Raw genomic sequence first — 23540 nt, 5'->3', positions numbered from 1 at the left:
TCCCGGACCGCGGTGTGTCCGCGGGGGCCGATAGCGTGGGGGCATGACCATCCGCACCGCCCCGTGGGGCCCGGGCCCCCTGGACCACCACCGCCCGGAGCCGTCTGCTCGCGTCCTGCCGTACCACCGCCTGGCCCACGCCGATCCCGAGCACCGGTGGTGGAAGCCCCTCGTGGAGCTGCTGCTCTTCGGCGCCTTCTACCTGGTGCTGGCGATCGTCTTCGGCATCGTGTGGGCCGTGGGCCTCATGGCCGTGCGCGGCGAGGAGGCCATGGACGAGATCGTCCTGGACGCCACGGCCCTGGAGATCATGGACCCGGCGATCTTCTTCATGCTGTTCTTCTCCCTGGTCCTCATGATCCCCGCCCTCCTGGCGGCCCGGGCGATCACGGGTCCCCGTCCGATCGGACTGCTGCTGTCGGTGACCGGGCGGCTGCGCTGGGACTTCCTGGCCCGGTGCCTGCTCGTGGCCCTGGGGATCTACGCGCTCGGCCACGCGGCCGCGCTCCTGCTGGAGCTCGCGGCGCTCGGGACGCTGCCGCCGCCGCAGCCCGTGGACGGCTTCTGGTGGCTGATGGCGATGATCGTGCTGGTGGTGCCGCTGCAGTCCGCGGCGGAGGAGCTCGTCTTCCGGGGCTACCTGCTCCAGAGCGTCGGGCGCTGGCTGCGCCGGCCCGTGTTCGCCATCCTGCTGCCGGTGCCCCTGTTCACGTTCGGTCACCTGTACGACGCCTGGGGTCTGCTGGCCGTGGCCTTCATGGCCGTCGTCGCCGGCTGGCTGACCTGGCGCACGGGAGGGCTCGAGGCCGCGATCGCGCTGCACGTGGTCAACAACGTGGTGGCCACGCTGTTCGGGGCCTTCGGCCTGGCCGACCCGGACGCCCAGGAGTCCACGTGGGTGGCCCTCGCGCTCTCGGCGGCCATGCAGCTCGTCTTCGCGTGGCTCGCCGTCCGCATCGCCGGCAGGCGCGGCGTGGCCGTGACGCGGACCGTGCGCCCGCCGCTCCCGGCCGTGCCCGGTGGACAGGAATGGGCGGCTCCCGCGGTCGGTCCCGGCGGCCCGATGTGGGCCGCTCCCGTGCCCGGCCCCGAGGGCTGGGTGTGCCCCGGCCCGCCCGCCTGCCCCGGCCACTGGGCCGGCCGCGCGTCCGGGCCCGCCCCGCAGCGCCTTCCGTAGACTGGCGGCATGGAATCCCGCCCCGCCGCCCTGTCCGCCGTCGAGGACCTCGGCCGCTACGTGCTGGAGTCGCCGAGCTCCTACCACGCGGCGCACGCCGCGGCCGCACGGCTGGAGGAGGCCGGTTTCACCCGCCTCGACGAGGTCCGGGACTGGGCCGGCACCGGTGTGCGCGGGCGGCGCTACGTGCTCCGCGACGGGGCCCTGATCGCCTGGGTGGCGCCCGCGCGGGTCCCTCCGGCGGCGGGCTTCCGGATCCTCGGCGCGCACACCGACTCCCCGGGCTTCAAGCTCAAGCCCCGACCCACCAGCACGGCCCACACCTGGTACCAGGCGGGCGTCGAGGTCTACGGAGGGCCGCTGCTGAACTCGTGGCTGGACCGCGAGCTGCGACTGGCCGGACGGCTCGTGCTCCGCGGCGGCGACGGCGCGCCCGTCGAACGCCTCACCGCGACCGGGCCGGTGGCGCGGATCCCCCAGCTGGCCGTCCACCTGGACCGCGAGGCCAACAAGGGGCTGCAGCTCGACCGGCAGCAGCACGTCCAGCCGGTGTGGGGCGCGGGGGAGCCGGAGGACGCCGACGTCCTCGCGCTGCTGGCCGAGCACGCCGAGGGCGGGCCCGTGGACCCGGCGCGGATCCTCGGCTACGACATCGTGCTGGCGGACGCCCAGCCGCCTGCCGTGTTCGGGCACCGCGGGAGCCTCTTCGCCTCCGGGCGGCTGGACAACCTGTCCTCTGTGCACGCCGGGCTGAGCGCCCTGCTCCGGGAGGCCGAGACCCTCGAGGCGGGCCGGCACATCGCGGTTCTCGCCGCGTTCGACCACGAGGAGATCGGCTCCGGCACCCGTTCCGGCGCCGCCGGTCCGTTCCTCGAGGACGTGCTCGTGCGCGTCGACGAGGCCCTGGGCCGCACGGACGCCGAGCACCGCCGCGCCCTGGCCGGGTCCGTGTGCCTGTCCGCCGACGCCGGGCACCTCGTGCACCCCAACTACCAGGGCCACCACGACCCGGTGAACCGGCCCGTGCCGGGCGCCGGGCCGCTGCTGAAGATCAACGCCGACCAGCGCTACGCCACGGACGCCGTGGGGGCCGGGATCTGGGCCGAGGCCTGCGAGCGGGCCGGGGTCGGCTACCAGGAGTTCGTCTCCAACAACCGGGTGCCGTGCGGGTCCACGATCGGCCCCATCACGGCCGCCCGGCTCGGCATCCGCACGATCGACGTCGGCATCGGCCTGCTGTCCATGCACTCGGCCCGGGAGCTGTGCCACGTGGACGACGTCGCGGCGTTCGCCGCCGCCGCCGGGGCCTTCTATACGGCCTGAGGCGCACCTCCCGGGGGCGGTGCCCGGGAACGCACCGGGGGCCGTGCCCGGGCGGGCACGGCCCCCGGTGCCGGGAGGCGCTCAGGAGCGGATCAGCTGGACAGCGCGCCCACGGCGACCCGCTCGGCCGGGAACTGGGGCATGGCGATGTCGGCCATCCGGGCGAGCACGCGCACCACCTGGCAGGAGTAGCCGAACTCGTTGTCGTACCAGACGTAGAGCACCAGCGAGCTGCCGTTGACGATCGTCGCCAGGCCGTCCACGATGCCCGCGCGGCGGGAGCCGACGAAGTCGGTGGACACGACCTCCGGGGAGTCTGTGTAGTCGATCTGCTTGCGCAGGGACGAGTTCAGCGAGATGTCCTTCAGGTACTGGTTGACCGCGTCCTCGGACTCGGGGGCGTCCTCGAGCTGGAGGTTGAGGATCGCCATGGACACGTCCGGGGTGGGGACGCGGATGGCGTTGCCGGTCAGCTTCCCGGCCATCTCCGGCAGGGCCTTGGCCACGGCCTTCGCGGCGCCGGTCTCGGTGATGACCATGTTGAGGGCGGCGGAGCGGCCGCGGCGGTCGCCCTTGTGCCAGTTGTCGATGAGGTTCTGGTCGTTGGTGTAGGAGTGCACCGTCTCGACGTGGCCCTGCTTGATGCCGTACTTGTCGTTGAGCACCTTCACCACCGGGGTGATCGCGTTGGTGGTGCAGGACGCGGCGGAGAGGATGGTGTCCTCGGGGGTGATGACGTCGTCGTTGACGCCGCACACGATGTTCTTCAGCTCGCCCTTGCCGGGTGCCGTGAGCAGGACCTTGGCCACGCCCTTGGACTGCAGGTGCTTGGACAGTCCCGCCTCGTCACGCCAGACTCCCGTGTTGTCCACGACGATCGCGTTGTCGATGCCGTGCTCGGTGTAGTCGATCTCCGAGGGGTCGTTCGCGTAGATGAACTTGATCGCCACGCCGTTGGCGGTGATGACGTTGTTCTCCTCGTCGACGTGGATCGTCCCGTCGAACTTCCCGTGCACCGAGTCGCGGCGCAGCAGCGAGGCGCGCTTGACCAGGTCGTTGCCCGGCTTCCTGCGCACCACGACGGCGCGCAGGTTCAGGCCGGTGCCGTCGTTGCGGTTGATCAGGATGCGGGCGAGCAGGCGGCCGATGCGGCCGAACCCGTAGAGGACCACGTCCTGGGTCTCCGGGAAGTTCTGCGCCTTGCGGTCCACGACCGGGGCGAGCTCCTCGCGCAGGAACGTCCCGAGGTCCTGGTCCGAGTCCTGGGCGAGCCGGTTGAGCTTGCCGAGGTCCACCGCGCAGGTCCCGAGGTTCAGCCCGGACATGGCCTCGAGCAGGCGGGTCGTGTCCTCGAGGGGCAGCTCCCGGCCGTCGATGCGGCGGGCGAAGCGGTGCGCCTTGACGATCTGGGTGACGGACTTGTGCACCAGGGAGCGACCGTAGACCGTCGGCACGACCTTGTTCTCGCGGTGCAGGCGGCCCACCAGGGGAACCATGAGCTCGGCGAGGGCCTCGCGGTCGGACCAGCTTTCGGGAGTGCTCAACAGTGACTCTCTTCCTCGGCCGGGGACGTCATCGTATCCGGCCGTGACGTGCCGCGCCTCGTTGCGCGATCAGGTGCGCGCCGCTGCGGTTCGCGCAGGGTGCCGCGCTCCATTCTAGGGGCACCGGAGTGCCCGGCGGCGGCTGCGTTACGCGCCTCGGGGCGCCGGTCCGGCGGGAACCGCGGGTGCTACCGTGAGGGCATGCTGACGGTCATCGGTGAGGCGCTCGTTGATGTGGTCTCGAAGCACGGGCAGGAGCCCCGTGCGCACGCCGGGGGGAGCCCCATGAACGTCGCCGTGGGCCTGGCGCGGCTGGGGCACCGGGTCCAGTTCCTCGGCCGCTACGGCGGGGACGAGTACGGCGCCCAGGTCGAGGCCCACCTGCGGGACAACGGCGTGCTCCTGCCGTTCGAGGCCGACACGCGGCCCACCTCCGTGGCGGAGGCGGTCATCGGGGACGACGGCGCCGCGACCTACGACTTCCAGCTGGACTGGTCCCTGGACCTCACGGACGAGCAGCTGGGCGAGCTGCTCCGGGACACCACCCTGCTGCACGTGGGGTCGATCGGCGCGATGCTCGAGCCCGGCGCCTCCAAGGTGCTGCAGGCCGTGGAGCAGGTCCAGCGCACTGCCCTCGTCTCGTACGACCCGAACTGCCGGCCGTCCATCATTCCCGACTCCTCGGGAGCCCGGGCGCGAGCGGAGCAGCTCGTGGCCCTCGCCGACGTCGTGAAGGCCTCGGACGAGGACCTCCTGTGGCTCTACCCCCACCGCAGCGTCGAGGAGAGCGCCGCCGCGTGGCTCCGGGCCGGCGCGGAGCTCGTCGTCGTCACGCGCGGTCCGCTGGGGCCCTGGGCCCGCACCCGCGCCACCGGCCCGCGCGGGGTGGAGGTGCCCGCCGCCCGTGCCGAGGTCGTGGACACCGTGGGCGCCGGCGACTCGTTCATGGCCGCGCTGCTCGCCTGGCTCACCGACCACGGCTGCACCGGCGCGCAGGCCCGCGAGCGGCTCGACGACCTCGACGCCGAGCAGGTGGGCGAGCTGCTGCGCTACGCCGCCTCGGCGGCGGGTGTCACGGTCTCGCGCGCCGGCGCCGACCTGCCCCGCACGGACGAGCTGCCCCCGTCCTGAACTCTTCCACCCCCGACCGGAAGGAGCCCCCCGTGCTCGACCGCGAACCGTACGCCGACCTCCCCGACCTGCCCCGCTTCGACCTGACCTCCGAGGACGTCACCGACGGCGGACCCCTCGCCCGGGCGCAGCTCTCGGGCATCATGGGCGCCGGCGGTGACGACGTGTCCCCCCAGCTGAGCTGGTCCGGGGCCCCGGAGGGCACGAAGAGCTACGTCGTCACGGTCTTCGACCCGGACGCCCCCACCCCCAGCGGCTTCTGGCACTGGTGCCTGTCCAACATCCCGGCCGGCGTCACCTCCCTCGAGCGGGGCGCGGCGTCGGACCCGCCCGCGGGTGCCGTGCGCCACCGCAACGACGGCGGCACCGACGAGTACATCGGGGCCGCCCCGCCGCCCGGCCACGGGACGCACCGCTACATCGTGTGCGTGACCGCGGTGGACGTGGAGGAGCTGGAGGTGGGCCCGGACGACAGCCCGGCCACGGTGAACTTCCAGCTGTTCTTCCACGGCCTGGGCCGCGCGCTGCTGACCGGGACGCACGAGGAGCAGTGATCCCCGCTCCGTGACCCCGCCCCTGGAGGTGCCCGGCGGCGGGGCGCCGATCAAGCTGATCGCCAGCGACCTGGACGGCACGGTCCTGGGGCACGACCTCCGCATCCGCCCGCGCACCGTCGAGGCGATCGGGGCGGCCCAGGAGCGCGGCCTGCACGTGGTCTTCGTGACGGGCCGGCCCATGCGCTGGCTCGACCCGCTGCGCGAGCAGCTGCGCGAGCAGCTGGCGCACCAGGGCGTGGTGATCTGCTCCAACGGCGCGGTGGTCTACGACCTCACCGCGGACGTCGTCGTGGAGTCCAGCCTCTTCCCCGCCCGGGACGCCTTCGCGGTCATGGAGGAGGTGGCGGCGCACCATCCCGGCACGCTGTTCGCCGCCGAGACCCTGGAGGGCGTCTACACCGACCACGGGTGGGCGCGCACCGACCGGATGGAGATCGGTGCTCCGCGGGTCGGCCCGCTGCGCGAGCGCGTGCCCGCGGGGACGGGCCTGGTGAAGTTCCTCGCGAAGCTGGACACCGCCGACCCGCAGGAGTACTTCCGGGCCCTCACCGACCTCGTGGCCGGGCGGCTGTCCGTCACGCACTCGGTGGCGGCCGCACCGCTCGTGGAGATGGGGCAGAAGGGGCTGACGAAGGCCCGCACCCTCGAGCAGTACGCGGCCGAGCGCGGGATCCGGCCGCACGAGGTCATGGCCTTCGGGGACATGCCCAACGACCTCGAGATGCTGACCTGGGCCGGTCACGGCTACGCGATGGCGAGCGGGCACCCCGCGGTGGCACGGGCCGTGGGCCGCACGGCCCCGCCCTTCGAGGAGGACGGCGTGGCGCAGGTGATCGAGGCGCTGCTGCACGGGGACCGACCCGGCGCGTCACGCACGGGACATTCCGCTACCGCGGGGTAACAATGGGGGCGTGACTCCTGCACCGCACCGCCGCGGCACCCCCGCGGCCCTCGCCCACCGCGGGTTCTCCCGGGAGGGCGCCGAGAACACCCTCGACGCCTTCCGTGCCGCCCGCGACCTCGGCTACGTGTGGGTCGAGACGGACGTCAACACGACCTCCGACGGGGTGGTCCTGTCCTTCCACGACGACACGCTCGACCGCGTGACCGGCCGCAGCGGAGAGGTCTCGAACCTCACCTGGGAACAGATCCGCTCCGAGCGCGTGGCCGGGGCCGGGTGCATCACGCGGCTGGCCGACCTGCTGACCGAGCTCCCCGAGCTGAAGCTCAACATCGACGTCAAGGACGAGGCGTCCGTGACCGCCCTGCCGTCGCTGCTCCACGAGCTCGGGGCCGTGGACCGGGTGCGCGTGACGTCCTTCTCCGAGAGCCGGCGCCGGCGCACGCTGCGCCGGCTCCGCGAGCTCGCCGGGCGGTCCGCGCCCACCTCCTCCGGCCAGGGCGGGATGCGCCTGCTGCTCGTGTGCTCGTGGCTGGGCGGGCCGAGCTGGGGCCTCGCCCGGCGGGTCGCCGCCCGGTGGATCGAGCCCTTCGACACCGTCCAGATCCCCCGGCGCCACCGGGTGCGGGGCGGGGTCGAGGTCGAGCTCGTCACCCCGCGCTTCCTGGACTTCGCCCACCGGCACGGCATCCACGTGCACGTGTGGACGGTCAACGACGCCGCGGAGATGGCGGAGCTGCTGGAGCTGGGCGTGGACGGGATCGTCACCGACCGGGCGGACCTCCTGGCCGGGCTGCTGGAGCAGCGGGGGCAGTGGCCGCCGTCGGGCGGGTGAGCCATGACACGTGCGGGCTCCGCGTGGCAGGGTGGGGCCATGACCGACACCGCCGCCGCGCCCGCGGACACCGATCAGCACGTCCTCGCCGAGGTCCGGAACGGGACCGGGCACCTGGTGCTCAACCGCCCCCGCCAGCTCAACGCGCTCACCGCGCAGATGTACCGCGACCTCAAGAACGCCCTGGACGCCTGGCGGGACGACGACGCTGTCCGCCACATCCTGGTCACATCGGCCTCGCCCAGGGCGTGGTGCGCCGGCGGTGACATCCGGCAGGTCCGCGACGCCGTCCGCGACGGCCAGGTCGCCGCGGCGACGCAGGTCTTCGCCGTCGAGTACGCCCTCGACTGCCTGATCGCGGACTACCCGAAGCCCTACGTGGCGCTCATGAACGGCATCTGCATGGGCGGCGGCATGGGCATCTCCGTGCACGGGTCCCACCGCGTGGTGGGCCGCTCCACCGTCATGGCGATGCCCGAGACGAGGATCGGCTTCTTCACCGACATCGGTGCCTCCTGGTTCCTGCCGCGCGTCTCGCGCCCGGACCGCCGGCAGGAGCCCGGCCTGGCCGTGGGACGCTGGCTCGCCCTGGGCGGGCAGCGGATCACCGGCGCGGACGCCGTGGCCCTGGGGCTGGCCGACGTCCTCGTCGCCGACGAGGACTTCCCGGCCCTCGCCGCGGCCGTGGTGGAGGAGGGGCCAGCGGACGCCCTGGCCCGCTTCGCGCGGGAGCCGGAGCCGTCGCCCGTCGTGACCCGGTGGGAGCAGATCGAGGACCGCTACGGGGCCCCGACCCTGGAGGAGATCGCCGCGGCAGCACCCGAGGACCTCGCGGGCATGAGCCCGTCCTCCCTGGTGCGCACCTTCGAGCTGCTCGAGCGCGGCGCGGCCGACGACGGGGTGCGCTCGTGCCTGGAGCGGGAGCTGCGCCTGGCCGCGGACACGATCGCCCGGCCGGACTTCGCGGAGGGGGTGCGCGCCGTCCTCGTGGACAAGGACAACACCCCGGCCTGGGAGCACGCCTCCGTCGCCGACGTCGACGTCGAGGCGGTCCGGGCCGTGCTCGACGAGAAGCTGCCGCTGCCCCTCTGAGCCGGGCGCAGGGCCCGGCGTGCTCAGCGGTGGGACGGGTCCTTGCCGTTGCGGCTGACCACCACGGGGACGATGTCGGAGCGCTCCCCGGCGTCGGTGGGCCGGTCCACGAAGCGGCGGTAGCCGACGTACAGGACCAGTGCCAGGGCCACCGTGACCACCCCAAAGGTCACCAGCGTGTCCTGGGAGACCAGGCTGCGGACCACGCTGTGCAGGAGGGTGAACAGGCCGCCGAGCAGGATCCCGTCGGCGAGCACCGGTCGGCGCCGCTCGACGAGCATGCTGAGCACGAGCAGCAGCAGGGAGCCGATCAGGGTGACCACGCCCACGTCCCGGCTGTGGCGCACGGACCGCTCCTCCCACACGTCCCGGTCGCGCAGGTGCTCCGTCCACTGCTGCTGCTCCGCCGGGGTCAGCTCCCGGGTCTCCTGGGCCGCGACGAGCGCGGGGGACGCCTCCGGCGCCTCGGGGCCGGGGTGGACCGTGGTGACGCCGAGACCCACGAAGAGCGCGATCAGCGCCCCGAGGAAGAGCGTGTAGGCCGTTCGCAGGACCCTGGTCCCCGTGCGGTCGCCCATGCGGCGTGCTCCGTCCTCCCGTCCGTGCGGGCTCGTCCGTCGGCTGCTCCCGGGGCCGCGCGGACCGGCTCCCGGGTGCTCGCATTATGGGCCGGGCCGGGGGCGTTGTCCACGACCGTCACCTGTCCTGCGGGTCTTCCGCCGTGTGGTGCCCCTGCCTACGCTGGAGGCATCGGCTCCGGCGACCGGGGAGATGGTGGCTGAGATGGTGGTCTTCGAGAACAGGGTCGACGCGGGGGGCCGGCTCGGCGATCGTCTGCTCTCCCTGCGCGGCCAGGACGTGGTGGTGCTGGGGCTGCCCCGCGGCGGGGTGCCCGTGGCCCACGAGGTGGCCCGGATGCTCGACGCCCCCCTCGACGTCATCGTGGTCCGCAAGCTCGGCGTGCCCTCCCAGCCGGAGCTGGCGATGGGCGCCATCGGCGAGGAGGGGGCCCGGGTGCTCGACGAGCGCACCCTGCAGTACCTCGGGGTGACGGACGCGCAGCTGGAGCAGGTCGAGGAGCGGGAGCGGGGCGTGCTCGAGGCCCGCACCGCGCGCTTCCGGGAGGGACGGGGGCGGGCCGACCTCACGGGCCGGACCGCCCTGGTCGTCGACGACGGCATCGCCACCGGATCCACCGCGCGCGTGGCCTGCCGGATCGCCCGCCAGCTCGGCGCCGGGCGGGTGGTGCTGGCGGTGCCGGTGGCCCCGCAGGAGGCCCTGGACCGGGTGACCGAGGCGGACGAGGTGGTCTGCCTGGCCACCCCGTCGTCCTTCGTGGCCGTCGGCCAGCACTACCGCGACTTCGCCGCGACGGAGGACGACGAGGTGGTCGCCCTGCTCGACGCCGCCCGGCGCCGCCACGAGACCCGCCTGCCCGCCGCCTCCGCGCCCGGCCGGGAGGCCGACGTCCGCGTCCCGGCCGGGACGGTGCAGCTCGCGGCCCACCTGCACCTGCCCGCCCCCGGCGCCGGGGTCGTGGTCTTCGCCCACGGCAGCGGCAGCGGCCGGCACAGCCCGCGGAACCAGTACGTGGCCTCCGTCCTGCAGGACGCCGGGCTGGGGACCCTCCTGCTCGACCTGCTCACGGACGAGGAGGAGGCCGAGCGCGCCAACGTCTTCGACATCGAACTGCTCGCCCGCCGGCTGCTCCTGGCCACGGCCTGGTTGCGGGAGCAGCCGGGGGCCGCCGGGTCACCGGTCGGCTGGTTCGGGGCGAGCACCGGGGCCGGTGCCGCCCTGTGGGCGGCCGCCGAGCCCGGGGCTCCGGTGGCCGCCGTGGTCTCCCGCGGCGGCCGCCCCGATCTCGCGGGGGAGCGGCTGCGCTCCGTGCGGGCGCCCACCCTGCTGGTCGTCGGCAGCCAGGACCGCGAGGTGCTGGGCCTCAACCGCTGGGCGCAGGAGTCGATGCGCTGCCCCACCCGGCTGGCCGTCGTGGAGGGCGCCACCCACCTGTTCCAGGAGCCCGGCACGCTCGCCGAGGCCGCCGGGCTCGCGCGGGACTGGTTCCGGCGCCATCTCGTGCCCGCCCGGGAGCGCGCCGACGGAGGCCTCCGATGAGCTCCGCCGGGCGCGGGCCGTCCCCGGCCACCGGTGTGCTCGCGGAGATCCGGTCCCTCGCCGGTCCGCTGACGGGCGCCCAGGACCTCGACCGGCTCGTCGAGCGCTGCGCAGGAGCCCGGTTCGTGGCCGTGGGGGAGGCCTCCCACGGCACCCACGAGTACTACCGGTGGCGGGCGCTGCTCAGCCGCCGGCTCATCGAGGAGCACGGGTTCAGTTGGATCGGGGTGGAGGGCGACTGGCCCGACTGCTGGCGGCTCAACCGGTGGGTGCGCGGGCGGGACGAGCAGCACCTGGACGCCCGGGGTGTCCTCGCCGGCTTCGGCCGCTGGCCCACGTGGATGTGGGCGAACGAGGAGGTCGCCGAGTTCCTCGACTGGCTGCGGGCGGAGAACGCGCGCCGGCCCGAGCCGGAGCAGGTGGGCTTCTACGGGCTGGACGTCTACTCGCTGTGGGACTCGCTGCGGGAGATCATCGCCTGGCTCGAGGCGAACGCGACCGAGGCCCTGCCCGCCGCGCTGCAGGCGTGGGAGTGCTTCGTCCCGTTCCACGAGGACCCGCACGAGTACGCGAGGAGCACCCGGATCGTGCCGGAGAGCTGCGAGGCGGACGTCGTCGCCCTCCTGGCGGAGGTGCGCCGGCGCACGACGGACCGGACGGAGGGGGACCCCGCCGCGCTGGACGCCGTGCTCAACGCCATGGTCGCGGCCGACGCCGAGCGCTACTACCGCAGCATGGTCCGCGGCGACCGGCAGTCCTGGAACGTGCGGGACGAGCACATGGCCGACACCGCCGACCTGCTCTCCCGGCACCACGGCCCCGGTGCCCGGGGGCTGGTGTGGGAGCACAACTCGCACGTCGGGGACGCACGGGCCACGGACATGTTCGACGCCGGGCTGGTCAACGTGGGCCAGCTGCTGCGCGAGCGGCACGCCGCGCGCGACGTGGTGCTCGTGGGCATGGCGGGCTGGACCGGCACCGTGGTCGCGGCGGAGTCCTGGGGCGCGGCCGAGGAGGTCCTGGCGGTGCCCGAGGCCCGCTCCGGCTCCGCCGAGGACCTCCTGCACCGGGCCCTCGGCGAACCGGCGGCCCTGCTGTTCGGCCGGGACCGCTCCGGGGACTGGCTCTCGGGCCGGTTCGGCCACCGGGCCGTCGGGGTCGTGTACCGCCCGTGGCGGGAGGCCGGCAACTACGTCCCCACCCGCATGGGGGAGCGCTACGACGCCCTGCTCTGGTTCGAGGAGACCTCCGCGCTGCGGCCGCTGCACCACGAGCCTCCGCCGGAGGAGCCCGAGCTGGAGACCGAGCCGTGGGGGGTCTGAGCCCGCCCCGTCCGGTGCGGGCCCGGACGCCGCTCTGCTCGCGCCGCGGGGCCCGTCGCGTCATCGTCCGACGTCGTGGGCCACCGGGCTGACGTGCCCGTCCGGCGGTGCCTAACCTGGAGTCGTCCAGACGGACCGCACCGGCTCCTCCGGCCGACCCGGCCGGCGGCAGCACGTACCGCCCCGGGGCCGGTGCCGCAGAAGAGGAGTCGTGCCATGGCCGGACTGATGCGCCGCGAGGCGTTCGAGATGCTGGAACCGATCCGCCGCCTGCTGGAGGGGGACCCGGAGGCCTCCTGGCCGCGGGTGGAGGAGTACCGGGACGGGGACACGGTGGTGATCCGGGCGGACCTGCCGGGCATCGACCCGGAGCGGGACGTCGAGCTCACCGTGGCCGACGACGTCCTCCACCTCCGGGCGGAGCGGCGGGAGAGGACGGAGCACAAGGACAAGGACAGCTACCGCTCCGAGTTCCGCTACGGGTCCTTCACCCGCACGCTGCCCCTGCCCGCCGGCTGCCGGGACGAGGACATCCGCGCCGCCTACCGCGACGGCGTCCTGGAGGTCCGTGTCCCGGTCGTCCAGCACGTCGAGCCGCCCGCCACCCGGAGGATCGAGGTGACCCGCGGCTGAGGCACCGGCTCCGGCCGCGGACGGCGCCCACGGCCGGCCCGGAGGCGTCAGCCCCTGGCCGTCAGCCCCTGCGCGCCAGCAGCTCCGCGCACGCCTGCTCGCACCGTTGGCAGGCCTCGGCCGCCAGCGCGCAGTGCTCGTAGGCCTCGGCCCGCCGGCTGCAGGCCTCCCGGCCGGCCCTGGCCGCGGCCCGGCAGGCCTCCAGCAGCGGCACCAGCACGGCGCGGCCGTCCGTGGGCTCCGGGAAGCCGAGCCGGGCGAGCACCTGCGCGGTGGCGGTGCAGACCGCCGCGCAGTCCTGCTCCGCGCGCAGGCACTCGCGCAGTTCCGCGACCGTGTCCTCCTCCACGCAGGCGTCGGCGGCGACCAGGCAGATCTGGGCGGCCTCGATGCACGCCTCGAGGCACTCGGACTCGGCCGAGCGCTCCTGGCGGGAGATCTCCGGGGCGGCGGGATGGGTCATCAGGGCGCGGCGGATCGTGCTCACGGACTTCTCCTCCAAGAAACTTCTCCCGCACCGGACGGGACCGGGGCGGGCGGGCCGGCTCAGCCGGCGAGCCGGGGCCTGGGGGCGGTGCGGTGCGGCACGGGGCGCCGCGGCGCCCACGTGGCGAGCCGGGTGACGGTGCCGTGGCCGGGCAGCTCGGCGGGCAGCACGAACTGCACGGACGGGGTGTCCCGCACGGCGTCCTCGTGCTCCGCGGCCCAGCGCAGCAGGTCCACCGCCGCGGGCTCGACGTGGTGGGCGGAGGTGATGTCCACGATCACGGCGATGCCCGGCACCAGCGTGCGGGCGCGGCGGATCAGCGGGCACAGCGCCCGGTGGTTGACCTCGGTGACGCAGCCCGTGACGACGAGCCGGACGTGTCTGCCGTCCAGATCGACCTGGACGAGAACGGACAGTTTGTGGTGCATGTGGTCTCTCCCCCTGCAGCGTGTCGTGCACGGCCTGCTGCTCGGCCTCCCGCACTCCACGCTAGGGGACAGACGACCCGCGTCACCAAGGAATCCGGCCTCCGGGCCGCACATTTCCTCTACCGAAGAGTAGAGCGGGCGCCGGGGCTCAGCCCAGGGGAGAGGGCATGCGCGTGGTGTCCGGGGTGAGGGGGTCGCTGCCCACCGTCCCGCGCGCGCGGGCCAGGGCGGCCATGAGGTGGTAGACGACGAGCGTGGCGGCGGTGCCGAGGGCGATGCCCGCGAACTGCAGGCCGAAGGCCTCCCACGTGTAGTCGGCGATCCCGATGATCATGGCGACCGCTGCGGTGGTGAGGTTGACCGGGTTGGAGAAGTCCACGCGGTTCTGCACCCAGATCCGCACGCCCAGCATGCCGATCATCCCGTACAGCACCGTGGCCGCCCCGCCCAGCACGCCGGCCGGGACGGTGGCCACGGCGGCCCCGACCACCGGGAAGACGCTCAGCAGGATCGCCACGACGGCGGCCACCCAGTAGGCCGCCGTCGAGTAGACCCGCGTGGCGGCCATGACGCCGATGTTCTCGGCGTAGGTCGTGGTGCCGGAGCCGCCGCCGGAGCCGGCGATCACGGTGGCGAGCCCGTCGGACATGATCGCGCGCCCCATGTACGGGTCCAGGTCGTCGCCGGTCATCAGGGCCACCGACTTCACGTGGCCGACGTTCTCGGCCACCAGGACCAGGATCACGGGGATGAACAGGCCCACGAGCGGGAGGTGGAACTCGGGGGTCTGGAACGGGGGCAGCCCGAACACGCCCTGCTCCTGCCACACGGTGCCGAGCCGGCTGAAGTCCACCTCGCCGCGCAGCACCGCGGTGACGTATCCGATGGCCACGCCCAGCAGGATCGACAGGCGCCCGGGCAGGCCGCGGAAGAGCACCGAGACGAGGACGATGGAGGACAGCGTCACCAGCGCGGTGACGGGGGCCTCCATGAAGTTCTGCTTGGCGGAGGGGGCCAGGTTGAAGCCGATGAGCGCCACGATGGTGCCCGTGACCAGGGGCGGCATCAGTCTCTGGAGCCAGGACGTGCCCGCGTACTGCACGACGAGCCCGATCAGGAAGAGGGCCGCGCCGGCCATCAGGACGCCGCCGAGCGCCCCGCCGGGGCCGTACTGGTTCGTCGACGCGCCGATCGGGGCGATGAACGCGAAGGACGAGCCGAGGTAGGACGGCACCCGTCCCGCCGTGACCACCAGGAAGAGGATCGTGCCCACCCCGGAGAAGAAGAGGGTGGTGGAGGGCGGGAACCCGGTGATCAGCGGCACCAGGAACGTGGCCCCGAACATCGCCACCACGTGCTGCGCACCGATCGTGACGGTGCGGGGCCAGGTGAGCCGCTCGCGCGGGGTGACGACCTCCCCGACCGTGACGGTGCGCCCGTCGCCGTGGAGGCGCCAGCCCAGGCCGAGGCGGGCGGCGGTGGTCTGTCCGGGCACGGGGGAACTCATGCGGGTCTCCTCGACAGCGGGGTGGAGCCCGGATCCGGGCCCCCACCACTGTACTCGGTGCGTCCGCGGCCTGGAGGTGTCGGCCCCCGCCTTTATGATCAGTAGGGTGATGGACAGCAGGAGGGCGCGACCGGCGCGCTCGGACCGGACAGGAGTCGACATGCATCAGCCACAGCCGCGCGGGCCGTTCAGCGAGGAGCTGCTCGCGGTGCTCCGGACCGTCCCGGGATCCGTGGAGGCGGAGGAGCGGTCCGCAGGTCTCGCCGGAGCGGCGGAGGCCGCCCTGGCCGGGACCTCGGACGTCAGCGCGGACGAAGACGTGCAGCTCGGCCTCTTCGTGCTGCACGCCCTGCACTACCAGGGCGTCGACGGGGTCGATGACCGGTGGGAGCTGCACCCGGAGCTCGTCCGCGCGCGGGAGGTCCTCTCCGGGGCGCTCGAGGCGCAGCTGCGCGCGCAGCTGCCCGCCGACGACGTGCCCGGCACCCCGCAGGCCGTCGCGGACGCCCTGTTCGCGATGGCCGCCGACGACGACGGCCCGAGCCTGGCGCGCCACCTCTCCGGCCGGGCGGACGCCACCCAGGCGCGGGAGTTCCTGCAGCTGAAGTCCGTCTACCAGCTCATGGAGGGCGACCCGCACACCTGGGGGATCCCGCGGCTGGGCGGACGGGCGAAGGCGGGCCTGATCGAGATCCAGGTCGACGAGTACGGGGGCGGCAACGCCTCCCGCATGCACTCGGCCCTGTTCGCGGCCGGGATGCGCGAGGCCGGCCTCGACGACTCCTACGGCAGCGCCGTGGACCGGGTGCCCGCCGAGTGGCTCGCCGGCGTCAACACCGTCACGATGTTCGGTCTGCACCGGCGGCTGCGCGGTGCTGTGGTGGGGCACCTGGCGATGTACGAGATGACGTCCTCCGTCCCCTCCAAGTTCCTGGCGCGCGGCTTCCACCGTCTGGGGCTGCCCGCCGCGGCCGCGTTCTACGACGAGCACGTCGAGGCCGACGCCGCCCACGAGCAGATCGCCGCCCGGGACATGGCCGGCGGCCTCGTGGTGGACGACCCCGCCGTCGCCGCGGACGTGTTCTTCGGGGCGCGCTGCGTCCTGCACCTGGACGCGCTCGCCGCGGGGCATGCGCTGGCACGGTGGGAGGCCGGCGAGTCCGCGCTGCGCCCCGCGGACGGGACGAACGCCCGCTCCGGTGCGGCGGAGCTCGTCTCGTGAGCGGCGTGCCGCCCGAGGAGGAGCCCGGGCGCCGGGAGGGGCCGTGGCCGGTGGAGGCGCCCGAGCCCGTGACGATCACCGTGTGCCCGGACGGGCCCCTGCTCGTGCGCGGCAGCTACGAGCTGCTGGACGGCGACGACCGTCCCATCGACCCCGGACGTGCCACCGTGGCGCTGTGCCGGTGCGGGGCCTCGTCCATCAAGCCCTTCTGCGACGGCTCGCACAAGCGGGCCCGCTTCCGGGCCCGCTGACCCGCGGCGTTCCCCGGGGCGGCGCAGTGGGTAGCCTGGGGCCATGCGCGCCGAGGAGCTGAGCCGGTCCGTCCAGGACTACCTGAAGACGATCTGGCTGGCCCAGGAGTGGTCGCCGGAGGCGGTCACCACCACGGGGCTGGCCCAGCGCCTGGGCCTGTCCCCGTCCACGGTCTCGGAGGCCGTCAAGAAGCTCGCCGCCCAGGGGCTCGTGCACCGGCCGGACAGCGGGGCGATCGATCTCACCGACCAGGGCCGCGAGGTCGCGGTGCAGATGGTCCGGCGCCACCGCGTGCTCGAGGCCTTCCTCACCGCCCGGCTCGGCTACGCGTGGGACGAGGTGCACGACGAGGCCGAGGTGCTCGAGCACGCGGTGAGCGAGAAGTTCATCGCTCGGGTGGACGCCCTCCTGGGACACCCGGAGCGGGACCCGCACGGGGACCCCATCCCGCGGCGCGACGGCACCGTGCCACCCGCCCCCGCGGTGCTCCTGGCGGACGTGCCGCCGGGCACGACCGCCGTGGTGGCGCGGGTCTCCGACGCCGACCCGGACCAGCTGCGCCGGCTCGGCGAGGCCGGCATCCGGCCCGGGACGGAGCTCGTGCTGGGCGAGCACCTGTCCCGGGCCGTGTCCGTGACGGTGGGCGGGGCCGTCGTCGAGGTGGGCGTCCTCGCCGCGGAGGCCGTCTGGGTCCGTCCGCGGCCCTGAGCGGGTCCCCGGCCGGGCCGGTCAGGAGATGACGGCGTCCACCAGGTCCTTGGCCTCCTGCTGCACCTGCTTCAGGTGCTCCTCGCCCAGGAAGGACTCCGCGTAGATCTTGTAGACGTCCTCGGTGCCGGACGGGCGCGCCGCGAACCACGCGTTCTTCGTGGTCACCTTGAGCCCGCCGATCGCCGCACCGTTGCCGGGCGCGTTCGTGAGCTTGGCCGTGATCTGCTCGCCGGCGAGGGTGTCGGCCTCCACCTGGGCGGGGGAGAGCTTCTTCAGCGTGGCCTTCTGCTCGCGGGTCGCGGGCGCGTCGATGCGCTGGTAGACGGGCGCGCCGAAGTCCTGGGTCAGCTCGGCGTAGCGCTGGGACGGCGTCCTGCCGGTGCGGGCCGTGATCTCCGAGGCCAGCAGCGCGAGGATGATCCCGTCCTTGTCGGTGGACCACACGGAGCCGTCCGTGCGCAGGAAGGAGGCGCCGGCGGACTCCTCGCCGCCGAAGCCGATCGAGCCGTCCATCAGCCCGGGCACGAACCACTTGAAGCCCACCGGCACCTCCACGAGCTCGCGGCCCAGGGAGGCCGCGACCCGGTCGATGATCGAGGAGGAGACCAGCGTCTTGCCGATCCCGGCCTCGGGGGACCAACCGGTGCGGTGGCGGAAGAGGTAGTCGATGGCCACGGCCAGGTAGTGGTTCGGGTTCATCAGGCCCGCGTCCGGGGTCACGATCCCGTGCCGGTCCGTGTCGGCGTCGTTGCCGGTCGCGATGTCGTACTTGTCCCGGCTGCCGATGAGGGAGGCCATGGCCGAGCGGGAGGAGCAGTCCATCCGGATCTTCTCGTCCCAGTCCAGGGTCATGAACGCCCACTGCGGGTCCACCGACGGGTTGACCACGGTCATGTTCAGCCCGAACCGCTGGGCGATCTCGCCCCAGTAGGCCACGGAGGCGGAGCCCATGGGGTCGGCGCCGATGTGCAGGCCGGAGTCGCGGATCACGTCGAGGTCGATGACCTCGGACAGCGTCCGCACGTACTCCTCGAGGAAGTCGTAGCCGCCGGTGGTCTCCGCCGCGCGGGCCTGCGCCAGCGGCACCCTGCGGACCCCCGCCATGCCGTTCTCGAGGAACTGGTTCGCGCGCTGGGCGATCCACTCGGTGGCGTCGGTGTCCGCGGGACCGCCGTTGGGCGGGTTGTACTTGAAGCCGCCGTCGGAGGGCGGGTTGTGGGACGGGGTGATGACGATGCCGTCGGCCATGCCCTCCGCCCGGCCGGTGTTGTGGGTGAGGATCGCGTGGGACAGCGCCGGGGTGGGCACGTAGCCGTCGCGGGAGTCCAGCAGGACGGTCACGTCGTTGGCGGCCAGCACCTCGAGCGCGGTGTCCTGCGCGGGCCCGGAGAGCGCGTGGGTGTCCTTGCCCATGAACAGCGGCCCGGTGATCCGCTGGCCGGAGCGGTACTCCACGATCGCCTGCGTGATCGCGGCGATGTGCTGCTCGTTGAACGAGCCCTTCAAGGACGAGCCCCGGTGCCCGGACGTGCCGAAGGCCACGCGCTGGTCCGGGTCGGACGCGTCCGGCACGACGTCCGTGTAGGCGTCGAGGAGCTTGCCGAGGTCGACGAGGTCACTGGGTTGGGCGACGGTGCCCGCACGATTGGTCATGCCGCCCAACCTACCGCCAGCCTCCGCGACGCGCGGAGGCTGGCGCGCGATCAGGTCGTCAGGTTTCGCCGATTCCGCTCTGCGCGAGGGGCGCGCGAGGGGTCTGGAGGAATCGGAGCCGGTGGGACAGGATGAGGACACCAGCGAGCGCACGACCCAGCGAGGAGGCCGGCAGCATGAGCGAAGCACCCGACGAGACGAACGAGCACTCGGGCAAGGGCCCGGAGGGCACCGTCCCCGACAACGAGCAGGGCATCGGGCTGACCACCGACGACGACGCGACCGGCTTCGAGCCGGAGGAGGACCCCGAGGCGGCCACCGAGCCGGGCGACGACCCCGAGGGGGGAGACGTGGCCCTGGGCCACTCCTGACCTGCAGGGCCTCCCTGTCCGGAGGACAGGGCGAGGCGCCGTCCGGGAGGTTTCCGGGCGGCGCCTCGCCGTCCCGACGCCGGCCGGGAGGGCATGTCGGCGGCCGGTCGTCTAGCCCGGCGGGCGGGGGCCGGCGAGGCCCTGGTCCTCGAGCTGCGCGACGACGGCGAGCAGCTGCGCCTCCGCGCTGGGGCGGCCGATGAGCTGGACGCCCATGGGCACGACCGGTCCGCCGTCGTCGCCCGCCGCGCGGGTCCACAGCGTCGGGACGGTCACCGCGGGCAGGCCGGCCACGTTCACGAGCGAGGTCCACGGGGTGTACTGGCACTGGCGCATGTAGTCCTGGTCCGCGCCCGCAGGGTCCTCGAGGTCGTGGCCCGACCAGTACCAGCCCAGGGGGCGCGGCGTCATGGCGAGCGCGGGCGTGAGCACCATGTCCCAGGCCCCGTAGTGGCGCACCACGTCCCGCTCGATCCGGCGCAGCGTGCTCACCGCCTGCGCCAGCTCGACGGCGGAGCGGCGCAGGGCGCGCGCGCGGAAGGCCGCCGCGAGTCCGGTCAGCCTCCGGGCCTGCTCGTGGTCGAGGGGTGCGGTGCCCATCGAGGTCGTCCAGACGTCGAAGAAGGCGCCGGGGTACTCGGGGTCGTAGGCGATCGGGGCCTCACCGACCTCGTGCCCGGCCGCGCGCAGCCGGGTGATCCCCGCGTCGAGGGCGGCCCGCGCCTCGGGGGAGACCTCGATGTCGTAGACGGCGTCGAAGGGCGAGGCGGTGCTCACCCCGATCCGCAGCGGTCGCTCGCCCCAGGGCAGATGTCCCCGGCGGGCGGCCCGCACGCCCTCGAGGAAGGATGGCTGGGGCACGGCACCGACCGCCCGGTGCACCACGTTGCCGTGGGCCGGGCCGCGGGCGGGGGCGCACAGCACGTCCAGCAGCAGGGCGGCGTCCTCGGCGGTGCGGGCGATGGGGCCGTTGACCACGAGCTGCGCGGCGTCCGACTGCGCGTCCGCGGTGGGCACCCGCCCACGGTTGGGCTTGAGGCCCACCAGCCCGCACGCCGCCGCCGGGATGCGGACGGAGCCCCCGCCGTCGGAGCCCGGGGCCACCGGCAGCATGCCCGCGGCCACGGCCGCGGCCTGTCCTCCGGAGGACCCCCCGGCCCCGGCGCCGGGATCGTGCGGGTTCCGGGCGGGCGGGGCCACGAGGTTCTCGGAGTAGCAGTTGAGGCCGAACTCGGGGACCTGGGTCTTGCCCAGGCACACGGCGCCGGAGGCTCCGAGCACGGCCACGAGGTCGTCGTCCTCCGGGGCGATCGGTGCCCCGGACCCGGGGGCCGCCACGGCCGCGGAGCCGTAGCCGGTGGGCATGCCCGTGACGTCGTGCAGGTCCTTCACCGCGAGCGGCAGCCCGTGCAGCGGCCCGCGCGGGGCTCCGGCGGGCCGGGCGTCGAGCGCCCGGGCCCGTTCGAGGGCCAGCTCGGGCGCCACGTGCACGAACGCGCCCAGCCCCGGATCGCGCTCCTCGATCCGGGCCAGGAAGAACGCCGTGGTCTCCGCCGCGCCCAGCTCTCCGCGCGCGAGCGCGTCCCGCAGCTCGACGGCGGTGAGGTCCCCGATCCCGGTCACGGCGGCTCCTGTCTCGGCCACGGCTGTCCGGGGCCGGCGGCTCCGGACACACTGTGGGGCGTGCTGCCCAGGCTAGTAGGGTGAGGGCGCCCGGACCGCGACCCGCGTTCCCCGATCCGCACAGGAGGCCCTCCGTGCCGACCGCCCACCCGCCCCGTTCCGCCGTGACCCGTGCCGCGGCGACCGCAGCCCTGCTCCTGGCCCTGACCGGCTGCTCCCTCTTCGACCGCGACTCCGGGTCCGGGACGGACGCGGCCGATCGTGGTGCCTCGACGCCGTCCGCCTCGCCCACCTCGTCCGCCTCCCCCTCCGGCAGCGCCTCGGTCAGCACCGTGGAGGAGACCTGCGCCCGGGTGCTGGAGACCGCGCGCACGGCCCCGGAGCAGCTGCAGCAGGACCCGGCGGCCCTGTTCGCCGAGGTGGATGACATCGCCGCCACCGCCCCGGCCGAGCTCTCCGGGGAGATCACCTCGGTCCGCGAGGCCATCGACGAGTTCCGGCAGGGCGAACGGTCCATGATCAGCGTGGTCCGGGAGGCCCGGGCCCTGCAGGAGCGCTGCTCCGGCTGACCCCGCCCAGCACGAGGGGCCGTTCCCCGCCGGAGCGCGACGGCGTCTCCGGCGGGGAACGGCCCCTCGCGGCGGTGTGGTGCGGGTGCTACTGCGCCGCGTGGCGGATGGCCTCGGCGAGCACGCGCAGGCCGTCGCGCAGGAGGTCCTCGCCGATGACGAGCGGGGGCAGCAGGCGCACGATGTTGCCGAAGGTGCCGCAGGTCAGGATGATGACGCCCTGCTCGAGGCACTCCGCGGCGATGGCCTTGGCGGCGTCCGCGTCCGGGTCCTTGCCGCCGGGCCGCACGAACTCGAGCGCCATCATGCCGCCGCGACCGCGGATCTCACCGACGGTGCCGGTCTCCTCGGCCACCGGGGTCAGCTCCTCGCGGATGATCTCCTCGACCCGGCGGGCGCGGGCGATGAGGTCCCACTCCTCGATGGTCTGCAGCGCCCCCAGCGCGGCCGCGCAGGCCACGGGGTTGCCGCCGTAGGTGCCGCCGAGTCCGCCTGCGTGCACGGAGTCCATGATCTCGGCGCGGCCGACGACCCCGGACAGCGGCATGCCGCCGGCGACGCCCTTGGCCACGGTGATGAGGTCGGGGACGACGTCCTCGTGGTCCACGGCGAACCACTCGCCCGTGCGGGCCACGCCCGCCTGGACCTCGTCCACCACGAAGACGGCTCCGTTGTCGGTGCACCACTCGGACAGCGCCGGCAGGAAGCCCTCGGCCGGCACGATGAACCCGCCCTCGCCCTGGATGGGCTCGATGACGACGGCGGCCACGTTCTGCGCGCCCACCTGCTTCTCCACCTGGAGCAGGGCGCGGCGGGCGGCCTCGGCGCCGGTCATGCCCTCCGGGTCCCGGAAGGGGTAGGAGACCGGCACCCGGTAGACCTCGCCGGCGAACGGGCCGAAGCCCTGCTTGTAGGGCTGGACCTTGGCGGTCATGGCGAGGGTCATGTTCGTGCGGCCGTGGTAGGCGTGGTCGAAGACGACGACCGCCTGCCGGCCGGTGTGCAGCCGGGAGATCTTGACGGCGTTCTCGACGGCCTCGGAGCCGGAGTTGAACAGCGCGGCCTTCTTGGGGAAGTCGCCGGGGGTGAGCTCGGCGAGCTTCTCCGCGACGGCCACGTAGCCCTCGTAGGGGGTGACCATGAAGCAGGTGTGCGTGAAGTGCTCCACGGCCTCCTTGACCCGGGCGACCACGGCCGGAGCGGAGGCGCCCACGGTGGTCACGGCGATGCCGGAGCCGAGGTCGACGAGCTGGTTGCCGTCGACGTCGAGCACGATCCCGCCGTCCACGTCCGCCGCGTAGGCGGGCACGGAGGAGGCGACGCCGGAGGCCACGGCCTCCTGCCGGCGGGCGGACAGCTCCCGCGAGCGAGGACCGGGCAGGGTGCCCTCGATGCGGCGGACCTGCTCCAGCCGGTACTGGATGTCGGGCAGGGTCTCGGTCATGGGAGACGTCCTTTCGGGAACGGGGTGCGGTCGCCGCGGGAGGGCGGCGACCGCACCGGTGGTGGAACGGTCCGTCCGGGGAGGGGAGGGACTCAGGCGGGGGTGCCGGTGCCGGGGTTGGAGACCTGGGCCCAGGGGTTCTCCACGCCGATGTACTGGGTGGTGGTGTACTCGTGGATGCCTTCGGCCCCGCCCTCCCGGCCCAGGCCGGACTGCTTGACCCCGCCGAAGGGGGCCGCGGCGTTGGAGATCACCCCGACGTTGAGGCCCATCAGGCCGAACTCGATCCGGTCCCCGATGCGCAGGCCGCGGGAGATGTTCTCGGTGAACACGTAGGAGGCCAAACCGTACTCGGTGGCATTGGCCAGCTCCACGGCCTCGTCCTCGTCCCGGAAGGTCACCACCGGGGCGACGGGGCCGAAGATCTCCTCGGTCACCGCCCGCGCGTCACGGGGGACGTCGGTGAGCAGGGTGGGCTCGAAGAAGTAGCCCGGACCCTCCACCCGCTTGCCCCCCACGACGACCTTCGCCCCGCGGGACACCGCGTCTTCCACGAAGGCCTCCACGGAGTCCCTCGCCTTGGCCTCGACCATCGGCCCGACGTTCACCCCGTCCTCCACGCCGTTGCCCACGGTCAGTG

Annotated in this window: 24 protein-coding genes; 15 read left to right on the top strand and 9 right to left on the bottom strand. The window is 74.1% G+C overall.

The features are described from left to right. The first annotated feature begins 43 nt into the window (after positions 1–43). A complete protein-coding gene (locus tag RE027_RS15925) occupies positions 44–1177 on the top strand; it encodes a CPBP family intramembrane glutamic endopeptidase (protein ID WP_368809258.1) in 1134 nt (377 codons plus the stop codon). 9 nt (positions 1178–1186) lie between these two features. Then, positions 1187–2500, top strand: a complete 1314-nt coding sequence (locus RE027_RS15920) for a M18 family aminopeptidase (protein WP_368809257.1) — start codon at positions 1187–1189, stop codon at positions 2498–2500. Between the two features lie 92 nt (positions 2501–2592). On the opposite strand, the gene RE027_RS15915 is transcribed toward RE027_RS15920, so the two are convergent. Further along, positions 2593–4044 carry a glyceraldehyde-3-phosphate dehydrogenase gene (locus RE027_RS15915; protein ID WP_368809256.1) on the bottom strand — a complete coding sequence of 484 codons (1452 nt, stop codon included), beginning with the start codon at positions 4042–4044 and terminating at the stop codon, positions 2593–2595. Positions 4045–4245: 201 nt separating this feature from the next. Here RE027_RS15915 and RE027_RS15910 point away from each other — a divergent pair, with 201 nt between their 5' ends. The 5 genes from RE027_RS15910 to RE027_RS15890 are packed head-to-tail and all read left to right on the top strand — an operon-like array spanning position 4246 to position 8560. Beyond that, positions 4246–5175 carry a carbohydrate kinase family protein gene (locus RE027_RS15910; RefSeq protein WP_368809255.1) on the top strand — a complete coding sequence of 310 codons (930 nt, stop codon included), beginning with the start codon at positions 4246–4248 and terminating at the stop codon, positions 5173–5175. 32 nt (positions 5176–5207) lie between these two features. Beyond that, positions 5208–5729 carry a YbhB/YbcL family Raf kinase inhibitor-like protein gene (locus tag RE027_RS15905; protein ID WP_368809254.1) on the top strand — a complete coding sequence of 174 codons (522 nt, stop codon included), beginning with the start codon at positions 5208–5210 and terminating at the stop codon, positions 5727–5729. 10 nt (positions 5730–5739) lie between these two features. Further along, positions 5740–6633 (top strand): HAD family hydrolase, encoded by an 894-nt coding sequence (locus RE027_RS15900; RefSeq protein ID WP_368809253.1) that lies wholly within the window; start codon positions 5740–5742, stop codon positions 6631–6633. A gap of 10 nt (positions 6634–6643) precedes the next feature. Then, entirely contained in the window at positions 6644–7468 is an 825-nt protein-coding gene (locus tag RE027_RS15895) for a glycerophosphodiester phosphodiesterase family protein (protein ID WP_368809252.1), read from the top strand. Between the two features lie 39 nt (positions 7469–7507). Then, entirely contained in the window at positions 7508–8560 is a 1053-nt protein-coding gene (locus tag RE027_RS15890) for an enoyl-CoA hydratase/isomerase family protein (RefSeq protein ID WP_368809251.1), read from the top strand. 23 nt (positions 8561–8583) lie between these two features. Here RE027_RS15890 and RE027_RS15885 read toward each other — a convergent pair whose 3' ends face one another. After that, positions 8584–9138 (bottom strand): hypothetical protein, encoded by a 555-nt coding sequence (locus RE027_RS15885; protein WP_368809250.1) that lies wholly within the window; start codon positions 9136–9138, stop codon positions 8584–8586. A 205-nt stretch (positions 9139–9343) separates the two neighbouring features. Here RE027_RS15885 and RE027_RS15880 point away from each other — a divergent pair, with 205 nt between their 5' ends. The 3 genes from RE027_RS15880 to RE027_RS15870 all read left to right on the top strand — a co-directional run bounded on the left by RE027_RS15880 (position 9344) and on the right by RE027_RS15870 (position 12633). Then, on the top strand, positions 9344–10678 hold the full coding sequence (locus tag RE027_RS15880) for a phosphoribosyltransferase family protein (protein ID WP_368809288.1): 1335 nt from the start codon (positions 9344–9346) through the stop codon (positions 10676–10678). Continuing rightward, entirely contained in the window at positions 10675–12000 is a 1326-nt protein-coding gene (locus RE027_RS15875; RefSeq protein ID WP_368809249.1) for an erythromycin esterase family protein, read from the top strand. Before RE027_RS15880 ends, RE027_RS15875 begins: the two co-directional genes overlap by 4 nt. Positions 12001–12216: 216 nt before the next feature. After that, positions 12217–12633, top strand: coding sequence for an Hsp20/alpha crystallin family protein (locus RE027_RS15870; protein WP_368809248.1), 417 nt, complete (start codon positions 12217–12219; stop codon positions 12631–12633). Positions 12634–12694: 61 nt separating this feature from the next. On the opposite strand, the gene RE027_RS15865 is transcribed toward RE027_RS15870, so the two are convergent. From RE027_RS15865 to RE027_RS15855, 3 genes are all read right to left on the bottom strand, one after another. Continuing rightward, a complete protein-coding gene (locus tag RE027_RS15865) occupies positions 12695–13120 on the bottom strand; it encodes a four-helix bundle copper-binding protein (protein ID WP_368809247.1) in 426 nt (141 codons plus the stop codon). A 59-nt stretch (positions 13121–13179) separates the two neighbouring features. Then, positions 13180–13548, bottom strand: coding sequence for a hypothetical protein (locus tag RE027_RS15860; protein ID WP_368809246.1), 369 nt, complete (start codon positions 13546–13548; stop codon positions 13180–13182). A 148-nt stretch (positions 13549–13696) separates the two neighbouring features. Beyond that, the gene (locus RE027_RS15855; RefSeq protein ID WP_368809245.1) at positions 13697–15055 is read right to left on the bottom strand and encodes a uracil-xanthine permease family protein; all 1359 of its coding nucleotides are present in this window, start codon (positions 15053–15055) and stop codon (positions 13697–13699) included. Between the two features lie 160 nt (positions 15056–15215). On the opposite strand from RE027_RS15855, the gene RE027_RS15850 reads away from it, so the two are divergent. From RE027_RS15850 to RE027_RS15840, 3 genes are read left to right on the top strand one after another with little or no spacing between them, the layout of a single operon-like run. After that, on the top strand, positions 15216–16277 hold the full coding sequence (locus RE027_RS15850) for an iron-containing redox enzyme family protein (RefSeq protein ID WP_368809244.1): 1062 nt from the start codon (positions 15216–15218) through the stop codon (positions 16275–16277). Beyond that, positions 16274–16528 (top strand): CDGSH iron-sulfur domain-containing protein, encoded by a 255-nt coding sequence (locus tag RE027_RS15845; RefSeq protein ID WP_368809243.1) that lies wholly within the window; start codon positions 16274–16276, stop codon positions 16526–16528. The genes RE027_RS15850 and RE027_RS15845 overlap by 4 nt, the downstream gene beginning before the upstream one ends. Positions 16529–16571: 43 nt before the next feature. After that, positions 16572–17237 carry a metal-dependent transcriptional regulator gene (locus RE027_RS15840; RefSeq protein WP_368809242.1) on the top strand — a complete coding sequence of 222 codons (666 nt, stop codon included), beginning with the start codon at positions 16572–16574 and terminating at the stop codon, positions 17235–17237. 21 nt (positions 17238–17258) lie between these two features. Here RE027_RS15840 and pgm read toward each other — a convergent pair whose 3' ends face one another. Beyond that, positions 17259–18893: a phosphoglucomutase (alpha-D-glucose-1,6-bisphosphate-dependent) gene (gene pgm, locus RE027_RS15835; protein WP_368809241.1), complete on the bottom strand. Its 1635-nt coding sequence runs from the start codon at positions 18891–18893 to the stop codon at positions 17259–17261. A gap of 176 nt (positions 18894–19069) precedes the next feature. On the opposite strand from pgm, the gene RE027_RS15830 reads away from it, so the two are divergent. Continuing rightward, positions 19070–19264 carry a hypothetical protein gene (locus RE027_RS15830; RefSeq protein WP_368809240.1) on the top strand — a complete coding sequence of 65 codons (195 nt, stop codon included), beginning with the start codon at positions 19070–19072 and terminating at the stop codon, positions 19262–19264. A 111-nt stretch (positions 19265–19375) separates the two neighbouring features. Here RE027_RS15830 and RE027_RS15825 read toward each other — a convergent pair whose 3' ends face one another. Next, a complete protein-coding gene (locus RE027_RS15825; protein WP_368809239.1) occupies positions 19376–20908 on the bottom strand; it encodes an amidase in 1533 nt (510 codons plus the stop codon). Positions 20909–21021: 113 nt separating this feature from the next. Here RE027_RS15825 and RE027_RS15820 point away from each other — a divergent pair, with 113 nt between their 5' ends. Continuing rightward, entirely contained in the window at positions 21022–21456 is a 435-nt protein-coding gene (locus RE027_RS15820) for a hypothetical protein (protein ID WP_368809238.1), read from the top strand. An 88-nt stretch (positions 21457–21544) separates the two neighbouring features. On the opposite strand, the gene gabT is transcribed toward RE027_RS15820, so the two are convergent. Next, positions 21545–22900 (bottom strand): 4-aminobutyrate--2-oxoglutarate transaminase, encoded by a 1356-nt coding sequence (gene gabT, locus RE027_RS15815; RefSeq protein ID WP_368809237.1) that lies wholly within the window; start codon positions 22898–22900, stop codon positions 21545–21547. 92 nt (positions 22901–22992) lie between these two features. Further along, positions 22993–23540 (bottom strand): aldehyde dehydrogenase family protein (locus RE027_RS15810; RefSeq protein WP_368809236.1); only part of this gene is annotated, 548 nt, incomplete at its 5' end.

The organism is Kocuria sabuli, assembly GCF_040981185.1.
GTDB classification, from domain to species: Bacteria; Actinomycetota; Actinomycetes; order Actinomycetales; family Micrococcaceae; genus Kocuria; species Kocuria sabuli.
The sequence above is the reverse complement of the archived record's forward strand: the minus strand, read 5'-3'. Positions and strand labels throughout refer to the sequence as shown.